This is a genomic window from Liberiplasma polymorphum (assembly GCF_043951795.1).
Lineage (GTDB): Bacteria > Bacillota_I > Bacilli_A > Izemoplasmatales > Izemoplasmataceae > Liberiplasma > Liberiplasma polymorphum.
Map to the genome: position 1 here is coordinate 15,995 of NZ_JBIOAG010000009.1, position 25,075 is coordinate 41,069.

Sequence of the window (25,075 nt, forward strand, 5' to 3'; positions counted from 1 at the left end):
GCTTTTTTCTTTGATTAAAATAATTCTTGTAAACATGCTATAATAAGATATATAAAGCCAATATAAATTTGCTAAATAAAGGGCTTAAACCAATTATTCCAAAAAGAGGTGACCCAATGAAAAATGCAATACTAGTAGGTGTTGATTACTGTCCAAAAAACAAAATTTCCATATATATGGAAGAACTACGTGCACTGACACAAACTTTAAATATTGATGTAAAATCGATATTTACTCAAGACGGAAAACAAGCTTCTGCTCAATATAAAATTGGTACTGGTAAAGTTGAAGAATTAAAAGAATATATTGATGATGCATCTATTGATTTAGTAATTTTTAACGATGAGCTTACAGGGAGTCAAATAAGAAACTTAGAAGCAGCATTAGATAAGCCTGTTATAGATAGAACCTTACTAATTTTGGATATATTTGCTAAAAGAGCTAAAACAAAAGAAGCGATGTTACAAGTTGAAGTGGCTCAGTTAAAATATATGCTTCCGAGATTAACTTCTTTGCATGCATCATTTGAAAAACAACAAGGTGGAATTGGTTCAAGAGGACCAGGAGAAAAGAAAATTGAGTTAGACCGTAGAAAAATAGAAAATGAAATCAACCATTTACAAAAAGAACTAAGCAATATTGTTCAAGTAAGACAAAGTAACCGCAAACAAAGAAAGAACTCCTTAATTAAAACTGTTGCAATTGTTGGGTATACCAATGCGGGTAAAAGTACTTTAATGAATACTTTATTGGAATACTCAAAAGCTTCATCTGATAAAGATGTTCACGTGAAAGATCAACTTTTCGCGACACTTGAAACTTCAAGTAGACGTATTGAATTACCGAATACTAAACCTTTTGTTTTAACTGATACCATTGGATTTGTATCTAATTTACCTGTTGATTTAGTAGATTCATTCAAGTCAACATTAGAAGAAATACAAGAAGCTGATTTATTATTACACGTAGTTGATTTCTCAAATCCATATTATTTCTATCAAATTATGACAACACAAAAAGTATTAGAAGAACTTGGCGCTGATGAAATCGAAACGCTTTATGTTTTCAACAAAATTGATTTAAATCAGGAAAATTTACCCCATGGTTTCACCCCAAGTGTTAAAATATCACTCACTGATAAAACAAACATAGATCTTCTACTAGAAAAAGTAATTTATATGCTTTCTAAAGATGATGCCGTTGTAGTTTACCGTATTCCCTATGATAAAGGTAATATTGTAAATGTATTAACAGAATATAGTCAAATATTAGAAAAAAGTCATGATGAACATGGAACAGTAATTAAAGCACGTGTTTCTAGTGTATTAAGACATCAATATAAAGAGTTTGAAATTTAATACTATTTTGTAATCAAAAAACTGCACTCAAGTTTAATTGGGTGCAGTTTTTTTTAATCGATTAGGTATCATTTAAGGTTACAATAATCTCTAACACTCATTTAAATACCAATCGTATCATGACTTGTAATTCAGATAGGTCAAGTGATTTTCATCAATAAAAAAACTCTCTATGAAAATAGAGAGTTGAATCCTTACAAAATCGTCTAATCTCAATGCATTTCAATGATAAAATACACCGAGTACGCTTACTAATTATTTAAATATTCTAAATACTTATCTAAGGTTTCAAATAAAGACTCTTTATCTTTAATTTTTGCAATTTCTCTTTTTACATAGGTTGCACCAGGCATTCCCTTAACATACCACGCTGCATGACCTCTCATTTCTAAAATTGCAATTTTTTCTCCTTTTAAATCAGTTAATAAATTTGCATGGTACTTAATCATTTCGATTTTTTCATCATAAGTAATTTCTTTTTGATAAGTTCCTGTTTCTAAGTAATCAACCGTTTGCTTAATTAACCAAGGATTCCCCATTAATGCACGGCCAATCATTATGGCGTCGCATTTTGTATATTCCAACATGCTCTTAGCATCTTCTGGTGTTTTAATATCACCATTCCCAATAACCGGAATGCTGACGGATTCTTTAACCGCTTTAATGATGTCCCAATCAGCTTTTCCACTATACATTTGTGCACGTGTTCTACCGTGAATTGCAATAGCTGATACTCCAGCTTTTTCAAGTTTTTGAGCTAGTGAAATAGCATTAATCATTGTACTATCCCAGCCTGATCTTATTTTAACAGTTACAGGCTTACTCGATACATCTACCATTTTAGATACAAGTTCAAATGTTAAATCTTCATCTTTCATTAAACTTGCCCCGCCATTCCCTCTTACAACCTTAGGCACAGGACACCCAATATTAAAATCTACAATACATGCATCAGAATCCTCATTGACGAGTTTTGTAGCGTAGGCTAAACTTGGCATGTCTGCTCCAAAAAGTTGTAATGAAACAACCCCTTCTTTAGCACTTACCTTTAACATATCAAGTGTTTTTTTATTACGATGTTTTAATGCTTTATCGCTAACCATTTCTGTATAAATTAAACCAGCACCCATTTCATGGGCTATCAAACGAAAAGCTTCATTTGATATGCCAGCCATCGGCGCTACAATAACTTTATTCTTTAATGTTACATTACCAATTTTAAACATAGTTCACCTCATTGAAAACCGCATCTATTTTGCCACAAAATAGATTTATTTTCAATCATTTTGTATTTAATTCTAACTATGCTATAATTATCGCGGTGATATTATGAGTGATTATTTAGTAAAAGCATATGCTTTTGGTGGTACTGTAAGAATTTATAGTGCTCAAACCAAAAATCTTGTTTCACATGCACAAAAAATACATGATCTTTGGCCGACTAGCGCAGCTGCTTTTGGTCGTTTACTAACAGCAAGTGTTATTATGGGCGCTATGTATAAAGATGACCAAGAATTAACCATTAGAGTTGAATGTGATGGGCCTATTCAAGGGATGTTGGCTACAACAAACACTTACGGAGAAGTAAGAGGCTATGTAGGCAATCCACATGTATTTTTACAATACGATTCAGGGAAATTAAATGTAGGTCAAGCTGTTGGAAACGGATTTATCCATGTAACTAAAGATGTGAAAGTTAGAGATACTTTTACTAGTACTAGTGAAATTAGAACAGGTGAAATTGCTGAAGATTTTGCTTATTATTTTACTGCTAGTGAACAAATTCCATCTGCAGTTTCATTAGGCGTTAAAGTTAATGAAGATAATAGCATCTTAAGTGCTGGCGGATTCATTTTACAAATCATGCCTGGTTGTAAAGAGGAAACTTTACAACTTATTGAAGATAAAATTGCGAATTTACCCTCGATATCTTGTTTATTAGAAGAAAATTTTACACCAGAAGACATTATTAAAGCCATTACAGAAGGTGACCATGAAATTCTTCAAGAAATGCCACTTTCATATGCTTGTAATTGTAATAAGGAAAAATTTGAACGCGGGATTATTTCGATTGGTGAAGAAGAACTAAAGTCCCTAATCGAACAAGATGGTAAAATAGAGACGTATTGTCATTTTTGTACAACGACATATACATTTAATGAAGACGAGGTTATTGCCTTAATAAACGAAAACAAAAAGTAAGCGCCAATGGCGCTTTTTTTTATCAAAATAGTTTACAATCTTTTTGTTGTATGATACAATCTTTTTGTAAGGAGTGATGATCATGAATAAAACTTTCGATGACTGTTGTTTAGAAGATGTAAGTCAGACCGTTCAAGAACTCGTAAGGGTATTACAAATTTTTGAACGAGATGAGATTAAACCTTTAGGTTTTACAACTTCACAATGTTACACATTGATACACTTAAAGAACAATCCCCATTTTACCATGCAAGCTTTAAGTGAAAAGATGAACTTAGATAAAAGTACTATGACTCGAATCTTAAATATTTTGGAACGCGATGGGTATTTATTACGTTATAAAGATCAAAATGATAGGCGTGTTGTAATGGCAAAGTTAACCGAAAAAGGGCTAACTGCAACCACTCAAATTGAAAGCTCTATTCATGCTTATTACTTGAAAATCGTTGAGAATCTTCCGAAAGGTCAAGTAGAAGATGTGCTCAAAGCTGTATCTACATTAATTGATGCATTTAAGAAAGCTAACCCAAGTTGTTGTTAAAGCTACAATATTTGTAGCTTTAAAAAAGACTTTTAGTTGTATAATACAATTTAATTAGGAGGTAATTATGGAAGCAATTTTTTTCATCTTTTCTTCTTTATATCAATCAATAATTAATATCAGTGTCTATTTTTCGATTGGTATAGGACTTGCAACCCTCATCAAAGTGAATGGCTACGACAAATATTTACAACTATTAATCGCTAAAAGACATCATACATCAATTCCAATATCAGTTGGAACAGGGTCATTTACACCGTTATGTTCTTGTGGGGTCATCCCAGTAATTGCCGCATTACTAACAGCAGGCGTACCTCTTGCGCCTATCATGGCTTTTTGGATTACCTCACCATTAATGGACCCAGAATCATTTATTTTAACTATTGGACTTTTAGGTATGGAGATGGCAATTGCAAGACTGGTTGCGACTATATTTATTGGACTCACCGCTGGATACTTAACACTTTTTTTCGTTAAAAAAGGGTATTTAAACAATCAAATTCTTAAGTTGAAAACATGTGGATGTGAAACTGATAAAGACACAAAAAATGTAATATCGTTATCTAACAAAATCAGGCTATATATAAGAGGATTTTTTTCTTTAAGCTTATTTGTAGGAAAATTTTTAATCCTTGCGTTTATTTTAGAAGCACTAATCGTTTTATATATCCCTATGGATTGGGTTCCTAATGTTTTAGGACATAGTAATCCTTTTGGCCCAGTTATTGCTGCATTTATTGGCATCCCTGCTTATGCGAGTAGTTATGCTTCGATGCCTATTGTTAGAAGTATGATTGATTTAGGAATGGATAAAGGTACCGCATTATCATTTATGATTGCAGGAGCTGCTACATCAATTCCTGCAATGGTTGCAGTTTATACGCTTGTTAAAAGAAAAACATTTATTCTTTATATTAGTTACTCTCTTGTAGGTGCAATTATATCAGGATATATATTTCGACTATTTTTGTAAATTAAAAACCGTGAATTTCAATTTCACGGTTTTATTTATTAAATACTTTTTAAGTACGCTTTAAGTTCCCATTCTGAAATGCTCATTCTGAAACGGTCCCACTCATCGTATTTTGCTTCTAAGAATTTCTCAAGTACATGATGCCCTAATGCTTCAATTACTATTTCATCTTTTTTAAGTTCTTTTAAAGCATCTTTTAAGTTCTCTGGTAGATTTTTTATACCCATGGATTCTCTTGATTCTCTATCTAGTTCATATAAATTGATGTAAACTGGTTTTACACCATTTAGTTCGTTTTCTATTCCATCTAAACCACTAGCTAAAATTACACTCATAGCTAAGTAAGGATTAGCAGAAGGGTCTACACTTCTTATTTCAGTACGTGTTTGTCTTCCGCGTTTAGCAGGAATTCTAATCATCGCTGAACGGTTAGCATCACTCCATGAAATATAACAAGGGGCTTCATAACCCGGTATTAATCGTTTATATGAATTAACTGTTGGATTTGTGATTGCGGTAAATCCACGTGCATGCTTCATAATTCCTGCGATCCAGTTAATAGCTAATTTGCTTAGCTGTAATGGTTCATTTGGATCAAAGAAAACGTTATTACCATCTTTATCACTTAAAGAGCAATTTGTATGCATTCCAGATCCGTTAATGTTTGCGATTGGTTTAGGCATAAATGTCGCATGAAGGCCATGTCTTTTAGCAACATTTTTAACAACTAATTTAAAGGTTTGTAAATTATCACAGGCTTCTAGCGCATCATCAAACTCAAAATTGATTTCATGTTGTCCAGGAGCAACTTCGTGATGTGATGCTTCCATTCTAAACCCAAGTTTTTCAAGTTCTAAAACAATATCTCTACGGCAATCTTCAGCTCCATCAACAGGTGCTAAATCAAAATAACCACCATTGTCGTTAAAATCTAATGTAACTTCACCTTTTGAATCAAGTTTAAATAAGAAGAATTCAGGTTCAACACCAATATTGAATGATTTGAATCCTAATTTTCTCATGCGTTCTAAATTACGTTTTAATACATGTCTTGGATCTCCTTCAAATGGTTTTCCATTTGGTAGATAAACATCACATATTAAACGGGCAACTTTACCATAAACAGGATTTTCCCAAGATAAAATTAACCAGGTTTTTGGGTCAGGATATAAATACATGTCTGCTTCTTGAATACGAACAAATCCCTCAATACTAGATCCATCAAACATGATTTTGTTTTCTAAAGCATCTTCTAAACTACGTGCTGGTATTTCTACATTTTTAATAACGCCATGAATATCAGTAAAAATTAAACGGATGTACTTAACATTTTCTTCTTTTGCACTTTTTAATATTTGTTCTTTAGTCATATATTAATCCCCCATAAATTTAAAACTCTGCATAAAATGCCTAAGGCATTTCGTGCAGAGTATTTTCTCTTATTGCCTTTGGATACCATTATACTGGTATACCTATAAAGATGCAATATGAAAACGTTTTAATGGTATAAAGGGTACTTGTCTGTTAGCATTTTTACCTGTTCTCTAACTTTAGATAAAACGTACTCATTACTAGGGTTCATGAGTGTATCATAGATTAATTTTGCGATGAGTTTAAAATCCTCTTCTTTAAATTTTCTACTGGTAAGTGCTGGTGTACCTAAACGTATACCACTGGTAATAAATGGCTTCTCAGGATCGTTTGGAACCGTGTTCTTATTACAAGTTATATTTACTGTTTCTAACAGTTCTTCAGCTTGTTTTCCTGTAAGACCTGTCAAAGTTTTAACTTCAACTAAAACTAAGTGATTGTCTGTGCCTTTACTCACCACTTTAAATCCTAAATTTAATAATTCTTCAGCTAAAACTTTAGCGTTTTTGACTACTTGATGTTGATAAGCTTTAAATTCAACGCCTGCTGCTTCCTCAAATGCAACTGCTTTAGCTGCAATAACGTGCATTAGTGGCCCGCCTTGTATTCCAGGAAAAACTATTTTGTTTATAGTTTTATAAATCTCAAAATCGTTTGTTACTATAATTCCACCACGTGGTCCACGTAATGTTTTATGGGTTGTAGACGTAACAATATCAGCAACATCGCACGGATTGTTATGTATCCCTGCAGCAACAAGCCCCGCTATATGAGCCATATCAACCATTAGTTTAGCGCCTACTTTATCTGCGATTTCTCTAAACTTTTTAAAATCAATTTCACGTGAATACGCACTTGCTCCAGCAACAATTAATGCCGGTTTAACTTCTTGAGCGATTTTTAATACTTCATCATAATCAATCATTTCAGTTTCTTTATCAACACCATAGCTGTAAAAGTTGTAGTCAACTCCACTAAAGTTTAATGGGTGTCCATGAGTTAAGTGACCTCCGTGATCAAGACTCATACCTAATATTTTATCTCCTGGTTTAACCACACTTCTATAGGCACCCATATTTGCTGTTGAACCTGAATGTGGTTGAACATTTGCGTACTTAACATTAAATAATTTCTTTAAACGATCACGTGCTAAATCTTCAACTTGATCAACAAACTCACAACCGCCATAATATCGTTTATTAGGGTAACCTTCAGCATACTTATTCGTTAAAATACTACCTTGTGCTTCTAAAACTGCTTCACTTACAAAATTTTCACTAGCAATTAACTCTAAATGACTCTCTTGTCTATTTTTTTCAAGTTCAAGCATTTCATAAAGTACTGGATCTTTTGTTTTTAAAGTATTCATTATTCATTCTCCTTTGAGATCATGACGCCTTTTTGATTCACAATATCTACGATGATTTTTTCGTCTAACTGTGTTGGAATATTTTTACCTACATAATCTGCTCTAATGGGTAATTCTCTATGTCCGCGATCAATAAGCACTGCTAACTGCATTTTACTAGGTCTACCTAAATCCACAACTGCATCCATCGCTGCTCTTGCTGTTCTACCTGTGAATAAAACATCATCAACTAATATGACATGTTTATTCGTTAAATCAACATCAAGTTTAACTAATGGACCTTTTTTTTCATCATCTCGATAAAATGAAATATCTAAATCATAATTAGGAACAGTGATTCCTTCAAACTCAAGTAGATTTTCTTGAATCATTTTTGCAAGTGGAATCCCACTTTTTTTAATACCTATAATAACCACATCATCAAGTTTATGTGTGCGTTCTAATATTTCATGGGTCATCCGTTTTAACGTTCTTTCAACCTTAATATAATCAAATAATACTTTCATATTTAACACCTCAATCACCTACTATTTTAACTAATATAAAGGTTATTGTAAACCACTTATTAAAGCGTTTACAAAGTCGAATAAAAAAGGACCACCAAAGTGGTCCTTATGTTGAAATACTATTTATTATACAATGGCATTTAATACGAAGAATAAAATGAAGAAAGCCATTAATACATACATTACAGGATTAACTTCTTTATGGCGTCTTGAAGCAACCATAACGATTGGATAGAAAATAAATCCAATAGCAATACCTTCAGCGATAGAGAATGTGAAAATCATAAATACGATTGTTAAGAATGCAGGAATAACAATTGCTTTATCTTTCCAATCAATTTCTTTTAACTGAGTAACCATTAATGCACCTACCATAACAAGTGCCATTGAAGTTACAGGTGAATAAACAATAGGATCACCAAATCCATCAAATCCAACTACAACACCAGTGAAAATACTTAATAAAGGATAAATTGCAAGTGATAATAAGAATAATACACCTACTGTAACTGCAGTTAATCCCGTACGTCCACCTTGCTCAATACCTGTACTTGATTCAATATAGCTTGTTACAGTACTTGTTCCAAGTAATGAACCAGCAATGGTTCCTACTGAGTCTGCAAGTAATGCTTTATTACCATCTTTTAACTCACCGTCTTCGCTAATTAAACCAGCACGGTTACCAACTGCAATTAAAGTTCCAGCTGTATCAAAGAAATCTACAAATAAGAATGTGAAGATAATAAATAATGCTTGAGGTGTACTAAACAACTCTGCTAATCCTCTAAATGCTGCGAAAGTCGTCTCGCTAGCACCTTCAAATAAGTTTCCAGCACCACCTGCAACATATTCAGGCATCATTGGAACACCTAATGCATTTAAAATTAAACCAACGACTGCAGTAACCATAATCGAAATAATTAATGAGAATTTGTTACCCATTGAATAAAGAATAACAACTAAAATCAATCCGAATACACCTAATAAAACGGTTGGATGTGCTAAATCTCCAAGTGATACAAATGTTGGACCATATGCAACAACTAGTCCTGCATTTTTTAGTCCGATAAAAGTAATGAAGAACCCAATCCCCGCACCAACAGCATATTTTAATCCCTGTGGTATTGCGTCAATGACTTTTTTTCTTAATCCTGAAACCGAGATGATTAAGAATAAAATCCCTGAAATTAATACTGCTGCTAATGCAGCTTCCCAGCTTAATCCATATCCAAATACAACAGTGAATGTGAAAAAGGCATTAATCCCCATACCTGGTGCTAAAGCTACCGGATAATTTGCCAGTAAACCCATGATAAGTGCTGCGATAAACGAAGCTACTGCTGTTGCGAAGAACACACCTGCGATAGGCATTCCTGTAAGACTTAACATATTTGAGTTGACTGGTAAAATATACGCCATTGCTAAGAATGTTGTGAGCCCAGCTAATATTTCTGTCTTAACTGAAGTATTGCGCTCATTGATCTTAAAAAATTGTATTACTTTCTCCATTAAAAAAAATCCTCCTATTTTTTGTTGTTAGTACGTAAAAAAACAAAAAAAGGGAGAATTCATCTCGATTATTTTGCAAGGTAACGTAGTCCCGGCTTTTACGGCGCCAGGGTAGAGACAACCAGACCCTATTTCTAGTCATATACGATACTAACCATGTTTATTGTAAACAAATAAAAAAAATATTGCAATGGTTAATTGCAATATTTGTAATTTTTTTATTATGATAACGTTTTTAAAAAACGATGCGAAATAACTACTGTAAAACCTAATGCTATTACTGTTCCAAACAAAATTATGACACCACTCACTAACCAAAAGTTTTCAGGTAGCAAAGGAATTAGTACATTATAATTTTCTATCATCCAATCATCATTATCGAATAATAATTCATGAAACCATGTAAATATTCTAGCAAAATCAATCAAGAACCAAGTTCCCACAAAGATTAAGAACCCAAGTGGTAACCAAAAGATGTTTTTGTAGGTGTGATATAGCAATGGTTTATCTTTATAGTACATATATGTCGTTAATGCAATAACTATAAGTAATGAAACCCCAGCTAAAATACGTAGTCTTGTGTATAAAATTTTAACATCTTCCATATGTTTTACTTCTTGTTCATCCATGATTTGCTCAGTGTCAGTTTCACTGCCACCAAAAGATAGATCATCATGCTTATAGTTAAGATAATCAATTAGTTCTTTAGCTACATAATTGTGATCAAATGTAATATCATTATGACTTTCATATAATCCTTTTGAAATTTTCAAGTAGGGATTCGATGTTAGTAAAGATGCAAATAACATAATGATGACAATAGGATATGCAATCCATATAATCATAGGAATAATTTTTCTTGTTAATTTTTTAAGCCTTGTAAGAACTGGTAATAATTTATCCACATTAATCATCCTTAAATACGCGTTTATAAATGGTTGGAACTTCTTTTAAATAGTAATCTAAAGTAAAACAGTCATCTAGTACTTCATCATATAAATGTGCCATTACATGATTGTTTTGTTTAAGTAACGCTTTAAAGTCTTTTCTTTCTTCATATGCAGTTAATGCAATAGGTTGAATTAAATCATAAGCAGTCTCACGATTTAAACCTTCTAATATTAAGGTATTCATAACGCGTTGTGCAAAAATAACGCCATGAGTCTTATAAATATTTTCAATCATTTGTTCTTCATTAACGATTAAATCACGTACAACAACTGTAAAGCGGTTAAACATATAATGCATTAGTTGTAAGGCATCAGGGAATACAACACGCTCCACAGAAGAATGCGAAATATCGCGCTCATGCCATAATGCTATGCTTTCAAAAACAGGATGCATATACCCTCGCATGATACGGGCTGCACCAGTGATGTTTTCTGATGCAATAGGGTTTTTCTTATGGGGCATAGCAGAAGATCCTTTTTGGTCTTTGCTAAAATATTCAGAAAGTTCTCGTACTTCTGTACGCTGTAAATGTCTTATTTCTAAGGCTATTTTTTCCATGCTTGATGCCATTAACGCTAATACACTCATGTATTCTGCATGGCGGTCTCTTTGTAAGGTTTGTGTAGAAATGTTAACACTACCTAACCCTAATAAACGACATGCTTCATCTTGTATAAACGGTGGTGTGTGGGCAAAATTTCCCACAGCACCACTAATTTTACCTACTTCAATACGTTTTCTAACAGTATTAAAACGCTCTAAGTGTCGTTTAAACTCATCATAATATAAAGCAAACTTTAACCCAAAGGAAGTAATATCCGCATGAATCCCATGTGTTCTTCCAATACATGGCGTGTTTTCATATTTAAACGCTTTTTGCTTTAATATTTCTAAAAAATCTAAAATTTGAAGGTAGATTAAATCGTTAGCTTTTTTGTAAATAATACTTAAAGAAGTATCGACAACATCTGTTGAGGTAAGTCCATAGTGAACCCATTTTTTCTCCTCATTAAGTGTTTCACTTATTGCACGGGTAAAAGCAATCACATCATGTTTTGTGATTTGTTCTAACTCTTTTATTCTATCAACATCTACTTGTGCATTTTTCTTAATCTTATTTACATCTTCAATCGGAATGACACCTAACTTACTAAATGCTTCAAGTGTAGCAATTTCAACTTTTAAAAACGTTTCATACTTCGCTTGATCAGTAAATAAATCTGCCATTTCTTTTAATCTATAACGTTCAATCATACCATCACCACTTCTTTATTTTGATTCTATCATTACAAAACATTCAATTGTGTTTTGGAGTAAAGATGCTATCGTCATTGGTCCTACACCACCTGGTACAGGTGTAATAAATGATGCTTTTTCTTTTGCTGCTTCAAAGTCAACATCACCAACAAGTTTTTCATTTAAACGATTAACACCAACATCAATTACAATTGCGCCTTCTTTAATCATGTCAGCAGTCACCATATGAGCTCTACCAACAGCTGCAACTAAAATATCCGCTTGCAAAGTTAGTTCTTTTAAGTTTTGTGTTCTTGAGTGGGCAATTGTAACGGTTGCATGCTCTTTTAATAATAACATAGCAACTGGTTTTCCAACAATATTACTTCTTCCAATTACGACTGCATGCTTTCCTTTAATTTCGGTGTTAGTACTTTTAAGCATTGTGATAATCCCTTTAGGCGTTGCAGGTAAAATTCCTTTTTCTCCTAAATGCACTGCCGCAACGTTTAACGGGTGGAATCCGTCTACATCTTTTTCTTTTAAAATTGCATTGATGACTTTGTTTTCATCGATATGTTTTGGAAGTGGTAACTGAACTAATATTCCATGAACATCTGAATCATTATTTAAATCGTCAATCATTCCTAATAATTCTTCTTCTTTAATCGTTTCTTTTTTACGAATGAGTGTGCTTTTCATCCCAGCATTAATACATGCTTTTTCCTTTGCGGTGACATAAGAATTACTTGCAGGGTCTTCACCGACTAAAATAACCACTAAATGTGGAACTTTCCCATAGTTTTTCTTTAAAATTTCAACTTCTTGTTTAACTTGTAGACGAATTTCTTTTGACAGTTCTTTTCCGCTAATAATATTACTCATAGTCATCTCCTTATTTTATATAATCTTTTTTTAATATGGCATATTGCCCCATATCAATAAATTGTCCGTTTTTATCTAAGTCTGACTCTCTTGTAATCCCCTCAAAAACCATGCCTGATTTTTCCATGACTCTACCAGATGCAGGATTATGCATACTGTAACGTGCCATAACTCGGTTAAATCCAGCTTCTTTAAATAGGTAATCAATGACCGCTTTAAGGGCTTCGCTCATATAACCTTTTCCCCAGTATAAAGACCCGATACAATACCCAATTTCACACGTTGATTTTTCAATATCTACTCTGATACAGTCGATTGAACCAATCAGATTTTGGCTTGATTTTTCTACAATTGCCCAGCGATAACAATAATCTTCATTATATTTATATAACCACATTTTTAAAATTGATTCTGTCACATCGACAGTTTTATGTGTTTGCCAAGTTAAATGTTTTGTGGTTTGTTCATCTGAACAATAATTTGTAAACATTGCTAAAGCATCATCTTCTGTAAATTTTCTTAAAGTTAGGGTTGCAGTTTCTAAAGGGGTTGTTCCTACGTTTTTCATGTTATACCTCTTTTAACATATACGTATCTACTATTTCTCCATAAAAAGCGATATGTGTATCGTGGTTTGGATAGTAACGTGCCGTAATGGTTTCATTAATAAGTGCTGGTTCTAAGGTTTGTCTATAGATAATTTTACATTCATAATGAAGGGCACATTCTTCTAGGATAGGGCTAGCTACTTTATTAGATTTTCTTAATGTAAGTTTAGCGTGTGTGATTTTATCGTAATCTCTTCCTGAGGTTGTACCTGCAATTTTTAACGCTTCTTTTAGATCTTGTTCTATCGGTACATTAATCGTAAAGTCTTCAGCCTCAAGTAATAAATCATACGTAAATCTTGAATATCTTACGTAAGCAATAAATACGGGTTTTCCCCATAATACGCCGATATGTCCCCATGCAATGGTCATTGTGTTTGTTTTTTCCTTACCTTTAACTGTAATGAAAACCCCTTTTGGAAGTTGTTTTAAAAACGCTTCACTATGTTCATAGTATTGATTTAACACATCATCACTCCTATTTTTTTAGATAGATTGGTGTGTATTTCTCTTTTAAGTATCTAACATAATATTGTGGATTAAATGGTTCGTTAGTAACTTCTTCTAAAATTTCTAATGGTTTTTTTGTACTACCAAATTGATGAATTTTAACTTTTAACCATTCGTTAATAACTTCAATTTTATCTTCCTTAATGATGGTTTCAAAATCGATGTCTTTGATTAATGTATAATAAATTTGAGCCGCATAGGCACTACCTAATGCATAAGTTGGGAAATAACCAAATAACCCTGCACTCCAGTGTACGTCTTGCAAGATGCCATCACTTGCTTTTTCTGGCGTTACATTTAAATAGGTTTTCATTAACTTATTCCATAAATCAGGTAATGTATCTAAATCGACATCATCATTATAAATTGCACGTTCCATTTCATAACGTAATAAGATATGTAGTGGATAAGTTAGTTCATCCGCTTCAACACGGATAAAAGACTCTTCTACATTGTTGATCCCTTTATAAAATGTATCTAAGTCAACATCCTTAAGTTCATCTTTGAAAATTTCTTGCATTTTTGGATAATGTTTTTCCCAAAATGGATAACTTCTACCAACCATATTTTCATAGAATCTAGATTGTGACTCATGAATCCCCATAGAAGCCCCACCAGATAAATTGGTTGTATCTAGCTCTGGATCAATTTGTTGCTCATATAAAGCGTGACCGAGTTCATGAATCGCAGCAAAGATACTAGAAAAAACAAAGTTTTCTAAATATCTTACAGTTAAACGTACATCTTGTGAATGTGTATTCCAAGTAAATGGATGCACACTTTCTTTTAATACGCCACGGTCTAGATCATAACGGAATACTTCTAATAGATAATCAACAAATTCCTTTTGTTTTGCTTTAGGATAAAATGCTGTGATGAATGATTGATCTTCTTCTTTTTTTTCCGCTAAAACTTCTTTAACAAATGGGACCAAATCTTCTTTTAATGTATTGAAGAATGAATCATATAATTCCATATTCATGCCTTCTTCAAAATCATCTAGTAAAACGTTATAAGGTTCTTTACCTGTATCGCGATATTTTATAATTTTTCTTTGCATAGCAATGATTTCTTGTAAGCTCGGTTTAAATGCTTCATAATCATCATTTGCTTTTGCGTCTTCCCAAGTTCTTTGAGCTAAATTTAATAATTTATTGTAAGCTACATAATCTTCTTTAGGGATTTTAATAATTTTATCAAGATTCTTTTTAGCTTCTTTAACTTCTTTTTGTTGTAAAACTTCTAATTCATCTAAACGCTTAATTAAGCCGTTAACCACTTCTTGATAACGTGGTGAAGTGCTTAAAGAGAATGATTCTCCACTAATAAAACTAAGCATGTCTGCACGGTATGGAAAACATTTTTTAGGGGCTTCTGTGTTAGAATCCCAACTCGCAATATTAAGTACTAAACGATAGGCTTTTAATTGTTTTTGAATGCTTTTAAACTCATTGAATAATTCCATTTATATCACTCCTTAAGTGTATTATATCCTATAAAAGCTAAAAAGGTGCGCATCCATGAATGCGCACCTGAAGTTTTAGAATAATCCTTTAGCGTTTCCTTCTTCATCGATGTCCATTTGCATAGCAGCTGGTTCTTTTGGTAGGCCAGGCATGGTCATCATTTCACCTGTTAAGGCTACGATGAATCCTGCGCCAATAGATGGACGAAGCTCACGTACTGTAATGGTAAAGTCTCTAGGACGTCCATATACTTTAGGATCGTCAGATAAACTCATTTGTGTCTTAGCCATACAGACTTGGAGTTTATCCCAACCTTCTTTTTTGAACTTTCTTAGTTGAGCTTGTGCTTCTTTACTGTATGAAACATCTTTAGCACCATATACTGTTGTACAGATTTTTTCGATTTTAACTTCTAATGAATCGTCCATCTCATACATACGTTTAAATGTTTTAGTGTTTGTATCGATTTGATGGATAACTTTATTTGCTAAATCAACAGCACCTTCTCCACCAAGTTCCCAAACTTTTGAAACTGAATATGGATGGTTGTTTTTGTCTAACCAAGTACTTAATGCATTAACCTCAACATCGGTATCAGCAACAAAATGATTAATTGCGACCACATATGGTAAGTTGAAGGCTTGAATGGTTTCAATATGTTTTTCTAAATTTTCAATCCCTTTAACTAAAGCATCAACATTTTCTTCTTTAAGGTTTTCTTTTTTAACGCCACCATGCATTTTTAATGCACGAATGGTTGCAACAATTACAACAGCACTTGGATCAAACCCTGCTTGTTGAGTTTTAATATCTAAGAATTTTTCAGCACCTAAGTCAGCTCCAAATCCTGCTTCTGTAATTACATAGTCAGCTAGTTTTCTTCCCAAGTTTGTTGCAATAATACTATTACATCCATGAGCGATATTCGCAAATGGACCGCCATGAACTAATGCTGGTGTATTTTCTAATGTTTGAACTAAATTAGGTTTAATTGCATCTCTTAAGATTAAAGTTACAGCGCCTTCGGCTTTTAAATCACCAACCGTGATAACTTTACGGTCATAAGTATACCCTAATACAATACGTCTAACACGTACTTTTAAGTCTTGTAAGTCTTTTGCTAAACAAAGGACTGCCATAATCTCACTTGCCACTGTAATATTAAATCCGTCTTCTCTTGGAAGTGAGTTTCCAATACCACCAAGTCCGACAACTACTTGACGTAGTGCACGGTCATTCATATCAAGTGCACGTTTCCAAGTAATTCTTCTTGGATCGATATTTAATTCATTTCCTTGATGAATATGGTTATCGATTAAAGCACTAATCGCATTTGTAGCAGTTGTGATGGCATGGAGATCTCCGGTAAAATGTAAGTTTAAATCTTCCATCGGAACTACTTGTGCATAACCACCACCAGCAGCACCACCTTTTACACCCATAACTGGTCCAAATGAAGGTTCTCTTAATGCAATAATTGCATTTTTACCAACTTTATTAAATGCTTGGCCAAGTCCAACGGTTGTTGTTGATTTCCCTTCACCAGCAGGTGTAGGATTAATGGCAGTTACAAGAATAACTTTACCATCTTTTTTTCCTTCTAAACGTTTTTGAACGTCTAGTGAGATTTTCGCTTTGTAATTACCATATAATTCGATGTCGTCTTGGCTTAACCCAAGTTTGCTAGCGATGTCTACTATTTTTTCCATTTTTGCCTGTTGTGCTATCTTTAAATCAATATTTTCCAAATGAAACCCTCCATTCATAATATGTTATCATTTATTTATTATGACACATTTTACTATGACTTTCAAGGCAAAAATAAAACGCTTTCAAAAGGATGCATTAAAGGAAAATGCTTTATTATTGTATAATTAAATTATCTTAAAAATGGTGGTGGCAAGATGAAGTTTGACGTAATAATAAATAAATCCGAACTTAAAGGGAAACTCAGTGCTTTTCCTTCAAAAAGTATGTTGCATAGAACGATTATTGCAGCAGGTCTATCAAAAGGAAAAAGTGTGATTAAACCTTTTGCTTATAGTGATGATATTTCTGCAACTTTAAATGGCATAAAAGCATTAGGAGCAACCTACAAAGTAGAAGGGAATGTGCTTTATGTATATGGGGTCGAAAACTATCGTTATTCAAAAGATGTTATTCATGTGTTCGATTCTGCCTCTACATTAAGATTTTTTATTCCTATCATGTCTTTATTAAATCAACCTGTTACTTTCTCAATGGATAAAAGCTTACAGAAAAGACCATTAACTACTTATGAAATGATTTTCAAAGATGGCCTTGTTAAAAAAAATGAACTTGTAACAATCGCAAAACCCATACAATCTGGTGATTTTTATTTAGAGGACGCACTCAGTTCACAATATATTACAGGGTTACTTTTTACGTTACCCTTATTAAAAGACGCCTCTAAAATATACATAGAGAACCTTGGTTCAAAAGCTTACATTGATTTAACCATAGATGTATTAGATGCTTTTGGGATTCACATTGAAGAAACCGATTATGGGTATTTAATTCCTGGTAATCAACGTTATAAAGCCAAAAACATTAAAGTAGACGGGGATTACTCACAATCCGCTTTTTTCCTGTGTGCGGGATTGTTTCATCCTTATGTTGAAGTAGACGGATTAAACTTAAACTCTAAACAAGCCGATTATAAAATTGTCCAATATATTAAACAAATGAATGGGAAGATTATCTTTAACGAAGAAGGGTTTACAACCTTTAAATCCTCTTTAAAAGGCATTGATATAAATATCAATCAAAGTCCTGATTTAGCGCCTATTTTAGCCTTTACCCTTTCACTTTCACAAGGTAAATCATCTCTTTATAACGGGTCTAGATTAAGACTTAAAGAATCAGACCGTATAGCCTCAACTGTTTCTGTTTTAAATGCGTTGGGTGCTGAAATTGAAGTCGATGGCGATACGATGATCATTCATCCTATTGAAGCTTATAAAGGCGGCATTACATTAGATGCCCATAAAGACCACCGCATTGTTATGATGTTAGCTGTTGCAGGCTCAATCCTTGATAACCCTATTACAATTAAAAATGCTCATTATATTAACAAGTCTTATCCGACATTTTTTGAAGATTATAGCAAACTAGGTGGCTGTGTTGAAATTATAAAACGAGGTGAAGATCATGATTAAAATCGAAGTAAATATTGCGAATCATAAATACCCAGTATTTATCCGTGACGGGTTACTAGATTCACCTCACGCGTATTATAAAATCACCAATGATTGTTTATTAATTACTGATGTTAATATTCCAAAAACTGCAATAGAAAAAGTTTTAAAAAGTTATCCTATTAAGCATGTCATAAAACTCCCTCAAGGTGAGCAAAATAAATCCCTATCAACTTATGAAATGATACTTAAAGAAATGTTGGAAAACGGCTTTAATAAGGCTACAACCGTTATCGCTTTAGGTGGTGGTGTCATTGGTGATTTAGCGGGGTTTATTGCAAGTACATTTTATAGAGGTGTTGATTTTGTTCAAATTCCTACAACCTTACTATCGATGGTAGATTCTAGTATTGGCGGTAAAGTAGCGATCAATATTGATCACTACAAAAATATGGTTGGTGCCTTTTATCAACCAAAAGCTGTTTTAATCGATCCATTCGTTTTATCTACTTTACCTCATAAAGAGTTAATGAATGGGTATGCAGAGATTATCAAAATCGCACTTATAAGAGATAAAAAGTTATTTGAACAGCTAAAACAACCTCACGATATTAATGAAATCATCGCAAAAGCCATTACACTTAAAAAAGACGTTGTCGTAAAAGATACTTATGATCAAAATATTCGCAACTTACTTAATTATGGTCATACTATTGGCCATGCGCTTGAGACTATTCACTTTCCTAATTTTTTACACGGAGAATGCATTGCTTATGGCATGCGATTAATGGCAAAAGGAACCGCATTTGAAGCAGAACTTTTAGACGTTCTTAAAAAATATCAACTCGATATGGAAATTCCTTATGACAAAAATACTTTATATTCTATCATCTTAAAAGATAAAAAATTAAAACATAACACTTTAACAATTGCATTAGTAGAAGAAGTAGGAAATGGCTTTATTAAGACAATAGATAAAGAATCGTTTAAAATTTTTTTATAAAGGAATGAGACGATGAGTACCTTTGGAGAAATCATTAAAATTAGTTTGTTTGGTGAAAGTCACGGCAGTGAACTAGGGATTACAATCCACGGGTTACCTGCCAATAAAACACTAAATTTGTCATCCATAGAACATGCCTTATCCTTAAGACGTCCACAGTTTTCTTTTACTACCTCACGTATTGAAGATGATGATTTTAGAATCGTGAGTGGGTTTCATAATCAAAAAACAACTGGTATGCCACTAACAGTCATTGTCGCAAACACGGATGTGGATTCTTCTTCTTCTTCTTCTTCTTCTTCTTATGAATATAATCCTTTTAGACCAGGTCATGCTGATTATCCAGCATTCATTAAATATGTTAGCGCAAATGATACTAGAGGTGGTGGACATTTTTCTGGTAGATTAACAGCACCCCTTATAATCCTTGGTGACATTGCAAGACAATATTTAGAAGACTATGGGGTCAAAGTGTTTTCTCATGTTAGAAGCATCCATTCAATTGAAGGGGAAAGTGTATCTAATTTAACCTTATCCTCTGAATTTATAGAAACCCTTCAAAATAGCGCTTTTCCTGTACTTAACTCAGACTTAAAAACCCAATTTACAAAGAAAATTGAAGCCATTAAATTAGATAGTGATTCAGTTGGTGGCATCATCGAAACCGTTGTATTAAATCCACCTATAGGCCTTGGTGAACCGTTCTTTGATTCTTTAGAAAGTATTCTATGTCATTTATTATTTAGCATTCCTTCAGTAAAAGGTGTTTCCTTTGGTAAAGGATTCGAACTAACCAAAATGACCGCTAAAGAAGCCAACGATCCTATAAGGGTTATCGATGGTACTGTTAATTTTAGTAAAAATGATATGGGCGGTGTCTTAGGTGGCTTATCAACTGGACAATCTATTATATTTAATACAGCCATTAAGCCAACTCCGACCATTGCATCTTCACAAGATACCATTACAAGAGAAAATGAAAATGTTACTTATACATTTAAAGGAAGACATGATTCATGTATTGTGCCTAGAGCGTTACATGTTGTTAATGCATTAACTGCGTATACTATCTTTGAACTACTCTTAAGAAAAGAGGCGACACTATGGAAAAAATAGATCAAATTAGAAAAGAAATAGATTTAATAGATGAATCCCTTATGAATCTACTTGAAAAACGTTTTAACTATGTTCTAAAAATAGGGGAACTTAAAAAGCAAACAAGTGTTCATGTTTTAGATCAAAACCGAGAACAAATTATTCTAAACAAAATAAATTCTTTTTCCCACAACGAAGCGATTTACCATGTTTATTTATCCCTTTTAGATGTCAGTAAAAGACTACAAAGAAAGCTGTGATTTGATGTATGGACTTGTAGGCAAAACCTTAAAACATAGCCTATCAAAAATGATTCATGAAGCTTTAAGACCAATAGATTATCATTTATTTGAAACCGATGATATTCAAAGTTTTCTAACTAACACGCCGTTTAAAGCTATTAATGTTACCATACCATATAAACAAGCTGTCATTCCTTATTGTGATTACCTTAGTGACTTAGTTAAACGTACAAACTCAGTTAATACAATTATTAAAAAAAACGGGTTACTCTTTGCATACAACACAGACTTTGAAGCATTAGATCAAATCGCTAAATATTTCTTACCACAAGATAAAAATCTAGTTATTGGGATTATAGGAAATGGTGCAACAGCGCGCTCAATGAAAGAGGCTCTTATTAAAAACAACTACAATAATATTACCGTTTTCGCGCGTAATCCAAACAAAAATGAACCTCCATTAACTTCCTTACAAAACTATTCAAACTTAGAACTATTAATTAATACAACCCCAGTCGGGATGTATCCTAATAACGAGCAGTCTCTAACCCTAGATTTAACTGCATTTAAAAATTTAAGTTGTGTCTATGATGTTGTTTATAATCCGTATAAAACGAAGTTATTACTTGATGCAGAAGCATTAAACATTAAAACCTTAGACGGATTACTTATGTTAGTTATTCAAGCGGTCTTATCAAATGGTAAGTTTTTTAACACAACCTATAGTAAAGATACTTATGAAACCCTTTATAAAAAAGCGTTAAAATACTTACTTAATATTACTTTTATAGGCCTACCATTTTCAGGTAAAACACGTTATAGCAAAGAACTAGAATATCGCTTAAATAAGCCAATTATCGATATTGATTCTTTAATAGAACATCAAGAGAAAAGTTCAATTGAAACCATTTTTAATCAAATGGGTGAACCTTATTTTAGAGTACTTGAAGAACAAATAACTGTTAATCAAGCCACTTCATTTAACCATATTTTATCTACAGGCGGTGGCATCATTCAAAATGATCGTGCGATGCAAGCAATAAAACAAAACAGTGTTGTTGTATATATTGACATTGATGAGGCGATTATGGATCAAATTAATTATCATAGTAGACCGCACGTGAAAAATAAAAGCGATTTACTAATCCTTAAAAATCGTCGTCATAAATTGTATTTAAAATACGCAGATGTTATTATTAATAAGTCAACGCTTGATGTTGATAAAATTTTGAGTGAAATCGAGGTGAACATTGATGCATATATTAGTGATCAATGGGCCAAACTTAAATCTATTAGGAACTAGACAGGTAGAAATTTACGGTAATAAAACCTATCAAGATTTAGAAAACATTTTAAAAGAAGAAGCGCTAAATTTAGACATTTCCATAGAAATTCATCAAACGAATTTTGAAGGTATCATTATCGATTTACTTCATTATGCAAAACATAAAAATTTTGATGGCATCTTACTAAATGCCGCAGCGTACACTCATTACAGTTACGCTATCTACGATGCAATCTTAGCAATACATTTACCCGTTGTTGAAGTTCACTTAACAGATCTTGCTTCACGAAAAGAAACTTTTAGAAGAACATCTGTCATAGAAGATGCTTGTATCAAAACATATTCAGGTAAAGGCTTTGATAGTTACATTGAAGCGCTACATTATTTATCTAAGGAAGTGTCAAAATGATAGTTACACTTAAACAAAATGCTGATTTAAGTGATATCAAAAAGTTAAAAGAAGATTTAGTTCGTGCAGGCTTTGAGTGTCATGACAGTAAAGGAAAATATTATACTTTAATCCATGTAATAGGAGATACCTCAACTTTTGATGCAAAAAAACTCTATGCTTATGAGTGTGTAGAAGATGTCACACGCATTCAAGAGCCCTTTAAAAAGGTAAATAAATCAAGTCACCCTCTCAAAACGATTATAAAAGTTAAAACACTTGAAATCGGATCTAATACACGTATTTATATTGGTGGACCCTGTAGTGTTGAATCCTTAAGTCAGATGAAAATAACTGCAAAAGCGATTCACGAAGCCGGAGCTCATATCCTTAGAGGTGGCGCATTTAAGCCTCGTACAAGTCCTTATTCCTTTCAAGGATTAAAAGAAGACGGTTTAAAAATATTAAAAGAAGCCGCTGATTTATACCAACTAGCAACTATTAGTGAACTTGTTAATAAAGAAGATGTTGCTTTATTTGAAAAGTATGTTGACATTATTCAAATTGGTGCGCGCAATATGCAAAATTTTGAACTGTTAAAAGCATTAGGAAACACCAAAACGCCTGTTTTATTAAAGCGTGGTTTTGGAAATACCATTGAGGAATGGTTAATGAGTGCTGAATATATATTAAATAGTGGGAACCCAAATGTTATATTATGCGAACGTGGTATTCGAACATTTGAAAGTTATACACGCACAACTTTAGATATTTCTAGTGTACTAGCAATCAAACAACTAAGCCATTTACCAATATTTGTAGATCCTTCTCATGCTGCTGGCAAATGGGAATTAGTTGAAGGATTATCTAAGGCAAGTATTGCTGCTGGTGCTGATGGATTAATGATTGAAGTTCATCCTCATCCAGAGCGCGCTTTAAGTGATGGTGCCCAATCTTTAAAACCCGAAAAATTTATTCAACTCATTAAAGATTTAAATAAACTAACCACTGTATTATAAAAAAAAGGACGAATATCGTCCTTTTATATTATTCAAAAAATGGTGTTTTTATAATGGTTTGGGTTCTATCAGGACCAACCGATACAATTCCGATTTCTACACCTGTTAGTTCTGAGATTTTTTCTAAATATTTTTTAGCATTTTTAGGTAAATCTTTATATGTTTTAACCTCAGTTAATGGCTCATCAAATCCATCCATTTCAATATAGATTGGTTCACATTGTTCATAATCATCAATTGAGGCAGGGACTTCATCAATAATATCTTCACCTAGTTTATAAGCAACACAAATTTTTAGTGGATGCACATCTTTTAAAACATCTAGTAACATCACTGATAAATGAGTCAACCCATTTACACGTTTTGCATGTCTTAACACAACGGTATCTAACCATCCAATTCTTCTAGGTCTACCAGTAGTAGTTCCAAACTCATTTCCTTGAATACGGATTCTTTTGGCTAAATCATCTTCAAACTCAGTAGAAAAATAACCTCCACCTACACGCGTGGTATATGCTTTTGTTACACCAACTACTGTTTGAATATTTTGTGGTGAAATCCCTGTATTAAGGGCTACACTTGCAGCAGTTGGAGAACTGCTTGTCACAAAAGGATAGGTTCCATGATCTAAACAAAGCATGGTTCCTTGAGCGCCTTCAAATAAAACTTTTTTATCTTCTAATAATAGACCATCTAGTAGTTTAGATGTATTTTTAACATAAGGCTTCACTTTACCTAATATATCTTTATACATCGACAATATTTCATATTTATCAAAAGGTTCTTTATTAAATGCTTTTAAAAAGGTATTGATATAAGGAATATATTCAGCTAAATAACTTTCAAATCGGTTTAGATTAACAAAATCGCCCATTCTAATACCTAAACGACTTGTTTTATCCATATAAGCAGGCCCTATTCCTTTAGCGGTTGTCCCTACTTTTTTACTTGAATCTTTAAGTGATTCAAATAACTGATCAATGGCTTTATGAAATGGTAAAATCACATGGGCACGCTCAGAAATAAATATATTTTTAGTTGAAACTTTAGCATTTTCAAGCATATTAATTTCTTCTAAGAATGCAATAGGATCAATCACCATTCCATTTCCTAAAATATTAATAACATCTTTCTTAAAAACACCTGACGGAATTAAATGAAGTGCAAATTTTAATCCATCAAATTTAATTGTATGTCCTGCATTGTTTCCCCCTTGATAGCGAACAACAACTTCAGCTTTTTGAGCTAAATAATCTGTTACTTTCCCTTTACCTTCATCGCCCCATTGGGTTCCTACTACAGTAATTGTACTCATTTACGACACCTCGTTTACTAGATTTCTATACCCATTATTAAAACTATTTACTAAAATTAAAAAGTGTACCCTTCCTTAGGGTACC

24 protein-coding genes and 1 riboswitch are annotated in these 25,075 nt (G+C 32.9%); of the genes, 11 read left to right on the plus strand and 13 right to left on the minus strand.

From position 1 onward, the window contains the following. The first annotated feature begins 116 nt into the window (after nucleotides 1–116). Entirely contained in the window at nucleotides 117–1,358 is a 1,242-nt protein-coding gene (gene hflX, locus ACHAJD_RS03210; protein WP_435584421.1) for a GTPase HflX, read from the plus strand. Nucleotides 1,359–1,609: 251 nt separating this feature from the next. On the opposite strand, the gene dusB is transcribed toward hflX, so the two are convergent. Then, the gene (gene dusB / locus ACHAJD_RS03215) at nucleotides 1,610–2,584 is read right to left on the minus strand and encodes a tRNA dihydrouridine synthase DusB (protein WP_435584422.1); all 975 of its coding nucleotides are present in this window, start codon (nucleotides 2,582–2,584) and stop codon (nucleotides 1,610–1,612) included. A 103-nt stretch (nucleotides 2,585–2,687) separates the two neighbouring features. Here dusB and hslO point away from each other — a divergent pair, with 103 nt between their 5' ends. The 3 genes from hslO (at nucleotide 2,688) to ACHAJD_RS03230 (ending at nucleotide 5,074) form a co-directional block, all read left to right on the plus strand. After that, on the plus strand, nucleotides 2,688–3,560 hold the full coding sequence (gene hslO, locus ACHAJD_RS03220; RefSeq protein WP_435584423.1) for an Hsp33 family molecular chaperone HslO: 873 nt from the start codon (nucleotides 2,688–2,690) through the stop codon (nucleotides 3,558–3,560). An 82-nt stretch (nucleotides 3,561–3,642) separates the two neighbouring features. Then, nucleotides 3,643–4,101 (plus strand): MarR family winged helix-turn-helix transcriptional regulator, encoded by a 459-nt coding sequence (locus ACHAJD_RS03225; protein WP_435584424.1) that lies wholly within the window; start codon nucleotides 3,643–3,645, stop codon nucleotides 4,099–4,101. Between the two features lie 67 nt (nucleotides 4,102–4,168). Further along, the gene (locus tag ACHAJD_RS03230) at nucleotides 4,169–5,074 is read left to right on the plus strand and encodes a permease (RefSeq protein ID WP_435584425.1); all 906 of its coding nucleotides are present in this window, start codon (nucleotides 4,169–4,171) and stop codon (nucleotides 5,072–5,074) included. A gap of 38 nt (nucleotides 5,075–5,112) precedes the next feature. Here the strand turns inward: ACHAJD_RS03230 and glnA are convergent, their stop codons facing one another. From glnA to ACHAJD_RS03285, 11 genes are all read right to left on the minus strand, one after another. Further along, nucleotides 5,113–6,444 (minus strand): type I glutamate--ammonia ligase, encoded by a 1,332-nt coding sequence (gene glnA, locus ACHAJD_RS03235; protein ID WP_435584426.1) that lies wholly within the window; start codon nucleotides 6,442–6,444, stop codon nucleotides 5,113–5,115. Nucleotides 6,445–6,572: 128 nt separating this feature from the next. Then, on the minus strand, nucleotides 6,573–7,814 hold the full coding sequence (gene glyA, locus ACHAJD_RS03240) for a serine hydroxymethyltransferase (RefSeq protein ID WP_435584427.1): 1,242 nt from the start codon (nucleotides 7,812–7,814) through the stop codon (nucleotides 6,573–6,575). Further along, a complete protein-coding gene (pyrR, locus tag ACHAJD_RS03245) occupies nucleotides 7,814–8,320 on the minus strand; it encodes a bifunctional pyr operon transcriptional regulator/uracil phosphoribosyltransferase PyrR (RefSeq protein ID WP_435584428.1) in 507 nt (168 codons plus the stop codon). The genes glyA and pyrR overlap by 1 nt, the downstream gene beginning before the upstream one ends. Before the next feature lie 126 nt (nucleotides 8,321–8,446). Further along, a complete protein-coding gene (locus ACHAJD_RS03250) occupies nucleotides 8,447–9,829 on the minus strand; it encodes an NCS2 family permease (RefSeq protein ID WP_435584429.1) in 1,383 nt (460 codons plus the stop codon). A gap of 66 nt (nucleotides 9,830–9,895) precedes the next feature. Continuing rightward, nucleotides 9,896–9,997: riboswitch (purine riboswitch) on the minus strand. 53 nt (nucleotides 9,998–10,050) lie between these two features. Continuing rightward, complete coding sequence (locus ACHAJD_RS03255) at nucleotides 10,051–10,734, minus strand: TIGR01906 family membrane protein (RefSeq protein WP_435584430.1); 684 nt, start codon at nucleotides 10,732–10,734, stop codon at nucleotides 10,051–10,053. Between the two features lies 1 nt (nucleotide 10,735). Further along, nucleotides 10,736–12,034, minus strand: a complete 1,299-nt coding sequence (gene purB, locus ACHAJD_RS03260; RefSeq protein ID WP_435584431.1) for an adenylosuccinate lyase — start codon at nucleotides 12,032–12,034, stop codon at nucleotides 10,736–10,738. A 15-nt stretch (nucleotides 12,035–12,049) separates the two neighbouring features. Further along, nucleotides 12,050–12,901 carry a bifunctional methylenetetrahydrofolate dehydrogenase/methenyltetrahydrofolate cyclohydrolase FolD gene (folD, locus tag ACHAJD_RS03265; RefSeq protein WP_435584432.1) on the minus strand — a complete coding sequence of 284 codons (852 nt, stop codon included), beginning with the start codon at nucleotides 12,899–12,901 and terminating at the stop codon, nucleotides 12,050–12,052. Between the two features lie 10 nt (nucleotides 12,902–12,911). Beyond that, entirely contained in the window at nucleotides 12,912–13,469 is a 558-nt protein-coding gene (locus tag ACHAJD_RS03270) for a GNAT family N-acetyltransferase (protein ID WP_435584433.1), read from the minus strand. A 1-nt stretch (nucleotide 13,470) separates the two neighbouring features. Then, nucleotides 13,471–13,977 carry a flavin reductase family protein gene (locus ACHAJD_RS03275; RefSeq protein ID WP_435584434.1) on the minus strand — a complete coding sequence of 169 codons (507 nt, stop codon included), beginning with the start codon at nucleotides 13,975–13,977 and terminating at the stop codon, nucleotides 13,471–13,473. Nucleotides 13,978–13,987: 10 nt separating this feature from the next. Further along, nucleotides 13,988–15,484 (minus strand): carboxypeptidase M32, encoded by a 1,497-nt coding sequence (locus ACHAJD_RS03280; protein WP_435584435.1) that lies wholly within the window; start codon nucleotides 15,482–15,484, stop codon nucleotides 13,988–13,990. A 75-nt stretch (nucleotides 15,485–15,559) separates the two neighbouring features. Next, a complete protein-coding gene (locus tag ACHAJD_RS03285) occupies nucleotides 15,560–17,233 on the minus strand; it encodes a formate--tetrahydrofolate ligase (protein ID WP_435584436.1) in 1,674 nt (557 codons plus the stop codon). A gap of 156 nt (nucleotides 17,234–17,389) precedes the next feature. Between ACHAJD_RS03285 and aroA the strand changes: the two genes are divergently transcribed. The 7 genes from aroA to aroF are packed head-to-tail and all read left to right on the plus strand — an operon-like array spanning nucleotide 17,390 to nucleotide 23,675. Further along, a complete protein-coding gene (gene aroA, locus ACHAJD_RS03290) occupies nucleotides 17,390–18,664 on the plus strand; it encodes a 3-phosphoshikimate 1-carboxyvinyltransferase (RefSeq protein WP_435584437.1) in 1,275 nt (424 codons plus the stop codon). Continuing rightward, complete coding sequence (gene aroB, locus ACHAJD_RS03295) at nucleotides 18,657–19,646, plus strand: 3-dehydroquinate synthase (protein ID WP_435584438.1); 990 nt, start codon at nucleotides 18,657–18,659, stop codon at nucleotides 19,644–19,646. Before aroA ends, aroB begins: the two co-directional genes overlap by 8 nt. Nucleotides 19,647–19,658: 12 nt before the next feature. Further along, nucleotides 19,659–20,762, plus strand: coding sequence for a chorismate synthase (aroC, locus tag ACHAJD_RS03300; protein ID WP_435584439.1), 1,104 nt, complete (start codon nucleotides 19,659–19,661; stop codon nucleotides 20,760–20,762). Next, nucleotides 20,750–21,001, plus strand: a complete 252-nt coding sequence (locus tag ACHAJD_RS03305; RefSeq protein WP_435584440.1) for a chorismate mutase — start codon at nucleotides 20,750–20,752, stop codon at nucleotides 20,999–21,001. The genes aroC and ACHAJD_RS03305 overlap by 13 nt, the downstream gene beginning before the upstream one ends. Nucleotides 21,002–21,005: 4 nt before the next feature. Next, nucleotides 21,006–22,286: a shikimate kinase gene (locus tag ACHAJD_RS03310; protein WP_435584441.1), complete on the plus strand. Its 1,281-nt coding sequence runs from the start codon at nucleotides 21,006–21,008 to the stop codon at nucleotides 22,284–22,286. Then, nucleotides 22,237–22,677, plus strand: a complete 441-nt coding sequence (locus ACHAJD_RS03315; RefSeq protein ID WP_435584442.1) for a type II 3-dehydroquinate dehydratase — start codon at nucleotides 22,237–22,239, stop codon at nucleotides 22,675–22,677. Before ACHAJD_RS03310 ends, ACHAJD_RS03315 begins: the two co-directional genes overlap by 50 nt. Next, nucleotides 22,674–23,675, plus strand: a complete 1,002-nt coding sequence (gene aroF / locus ACHAJD_RS03320) for a 3-deoxy-7-phosphoheptulonate synthase (RefSeq protein WP_435584443.1) — start codon at nucleotides 22,674–22,676, stop codon at nucleotides 23,673–23,675. Before ACHAJD_RS03315 ends, aroF begins: the two co-directional genes overlap by 4 nt. Before the next feature lie 28 nt (nucleotides 23,676–23,703). Here aroF and ACHAJD_RS03325 read toward each other — a convergent pair whose 3' ends face one another. Continuing rightward, the gene (locus tag ACHAJD_RS03325) at nucleotides 23,704–24,990 is read right to left on the minus strand and encodes an adenylosuccinate synthase (protein WP_435584444.1); all 1,287 of its coding nucleotides are present in this window, start codon (nucleotides 24,988–24,990) and stop codon (nucleotides 23,704–23,706) included. Nucleotides 24,991–25,075: the final 85 nt, after the last annotated feature.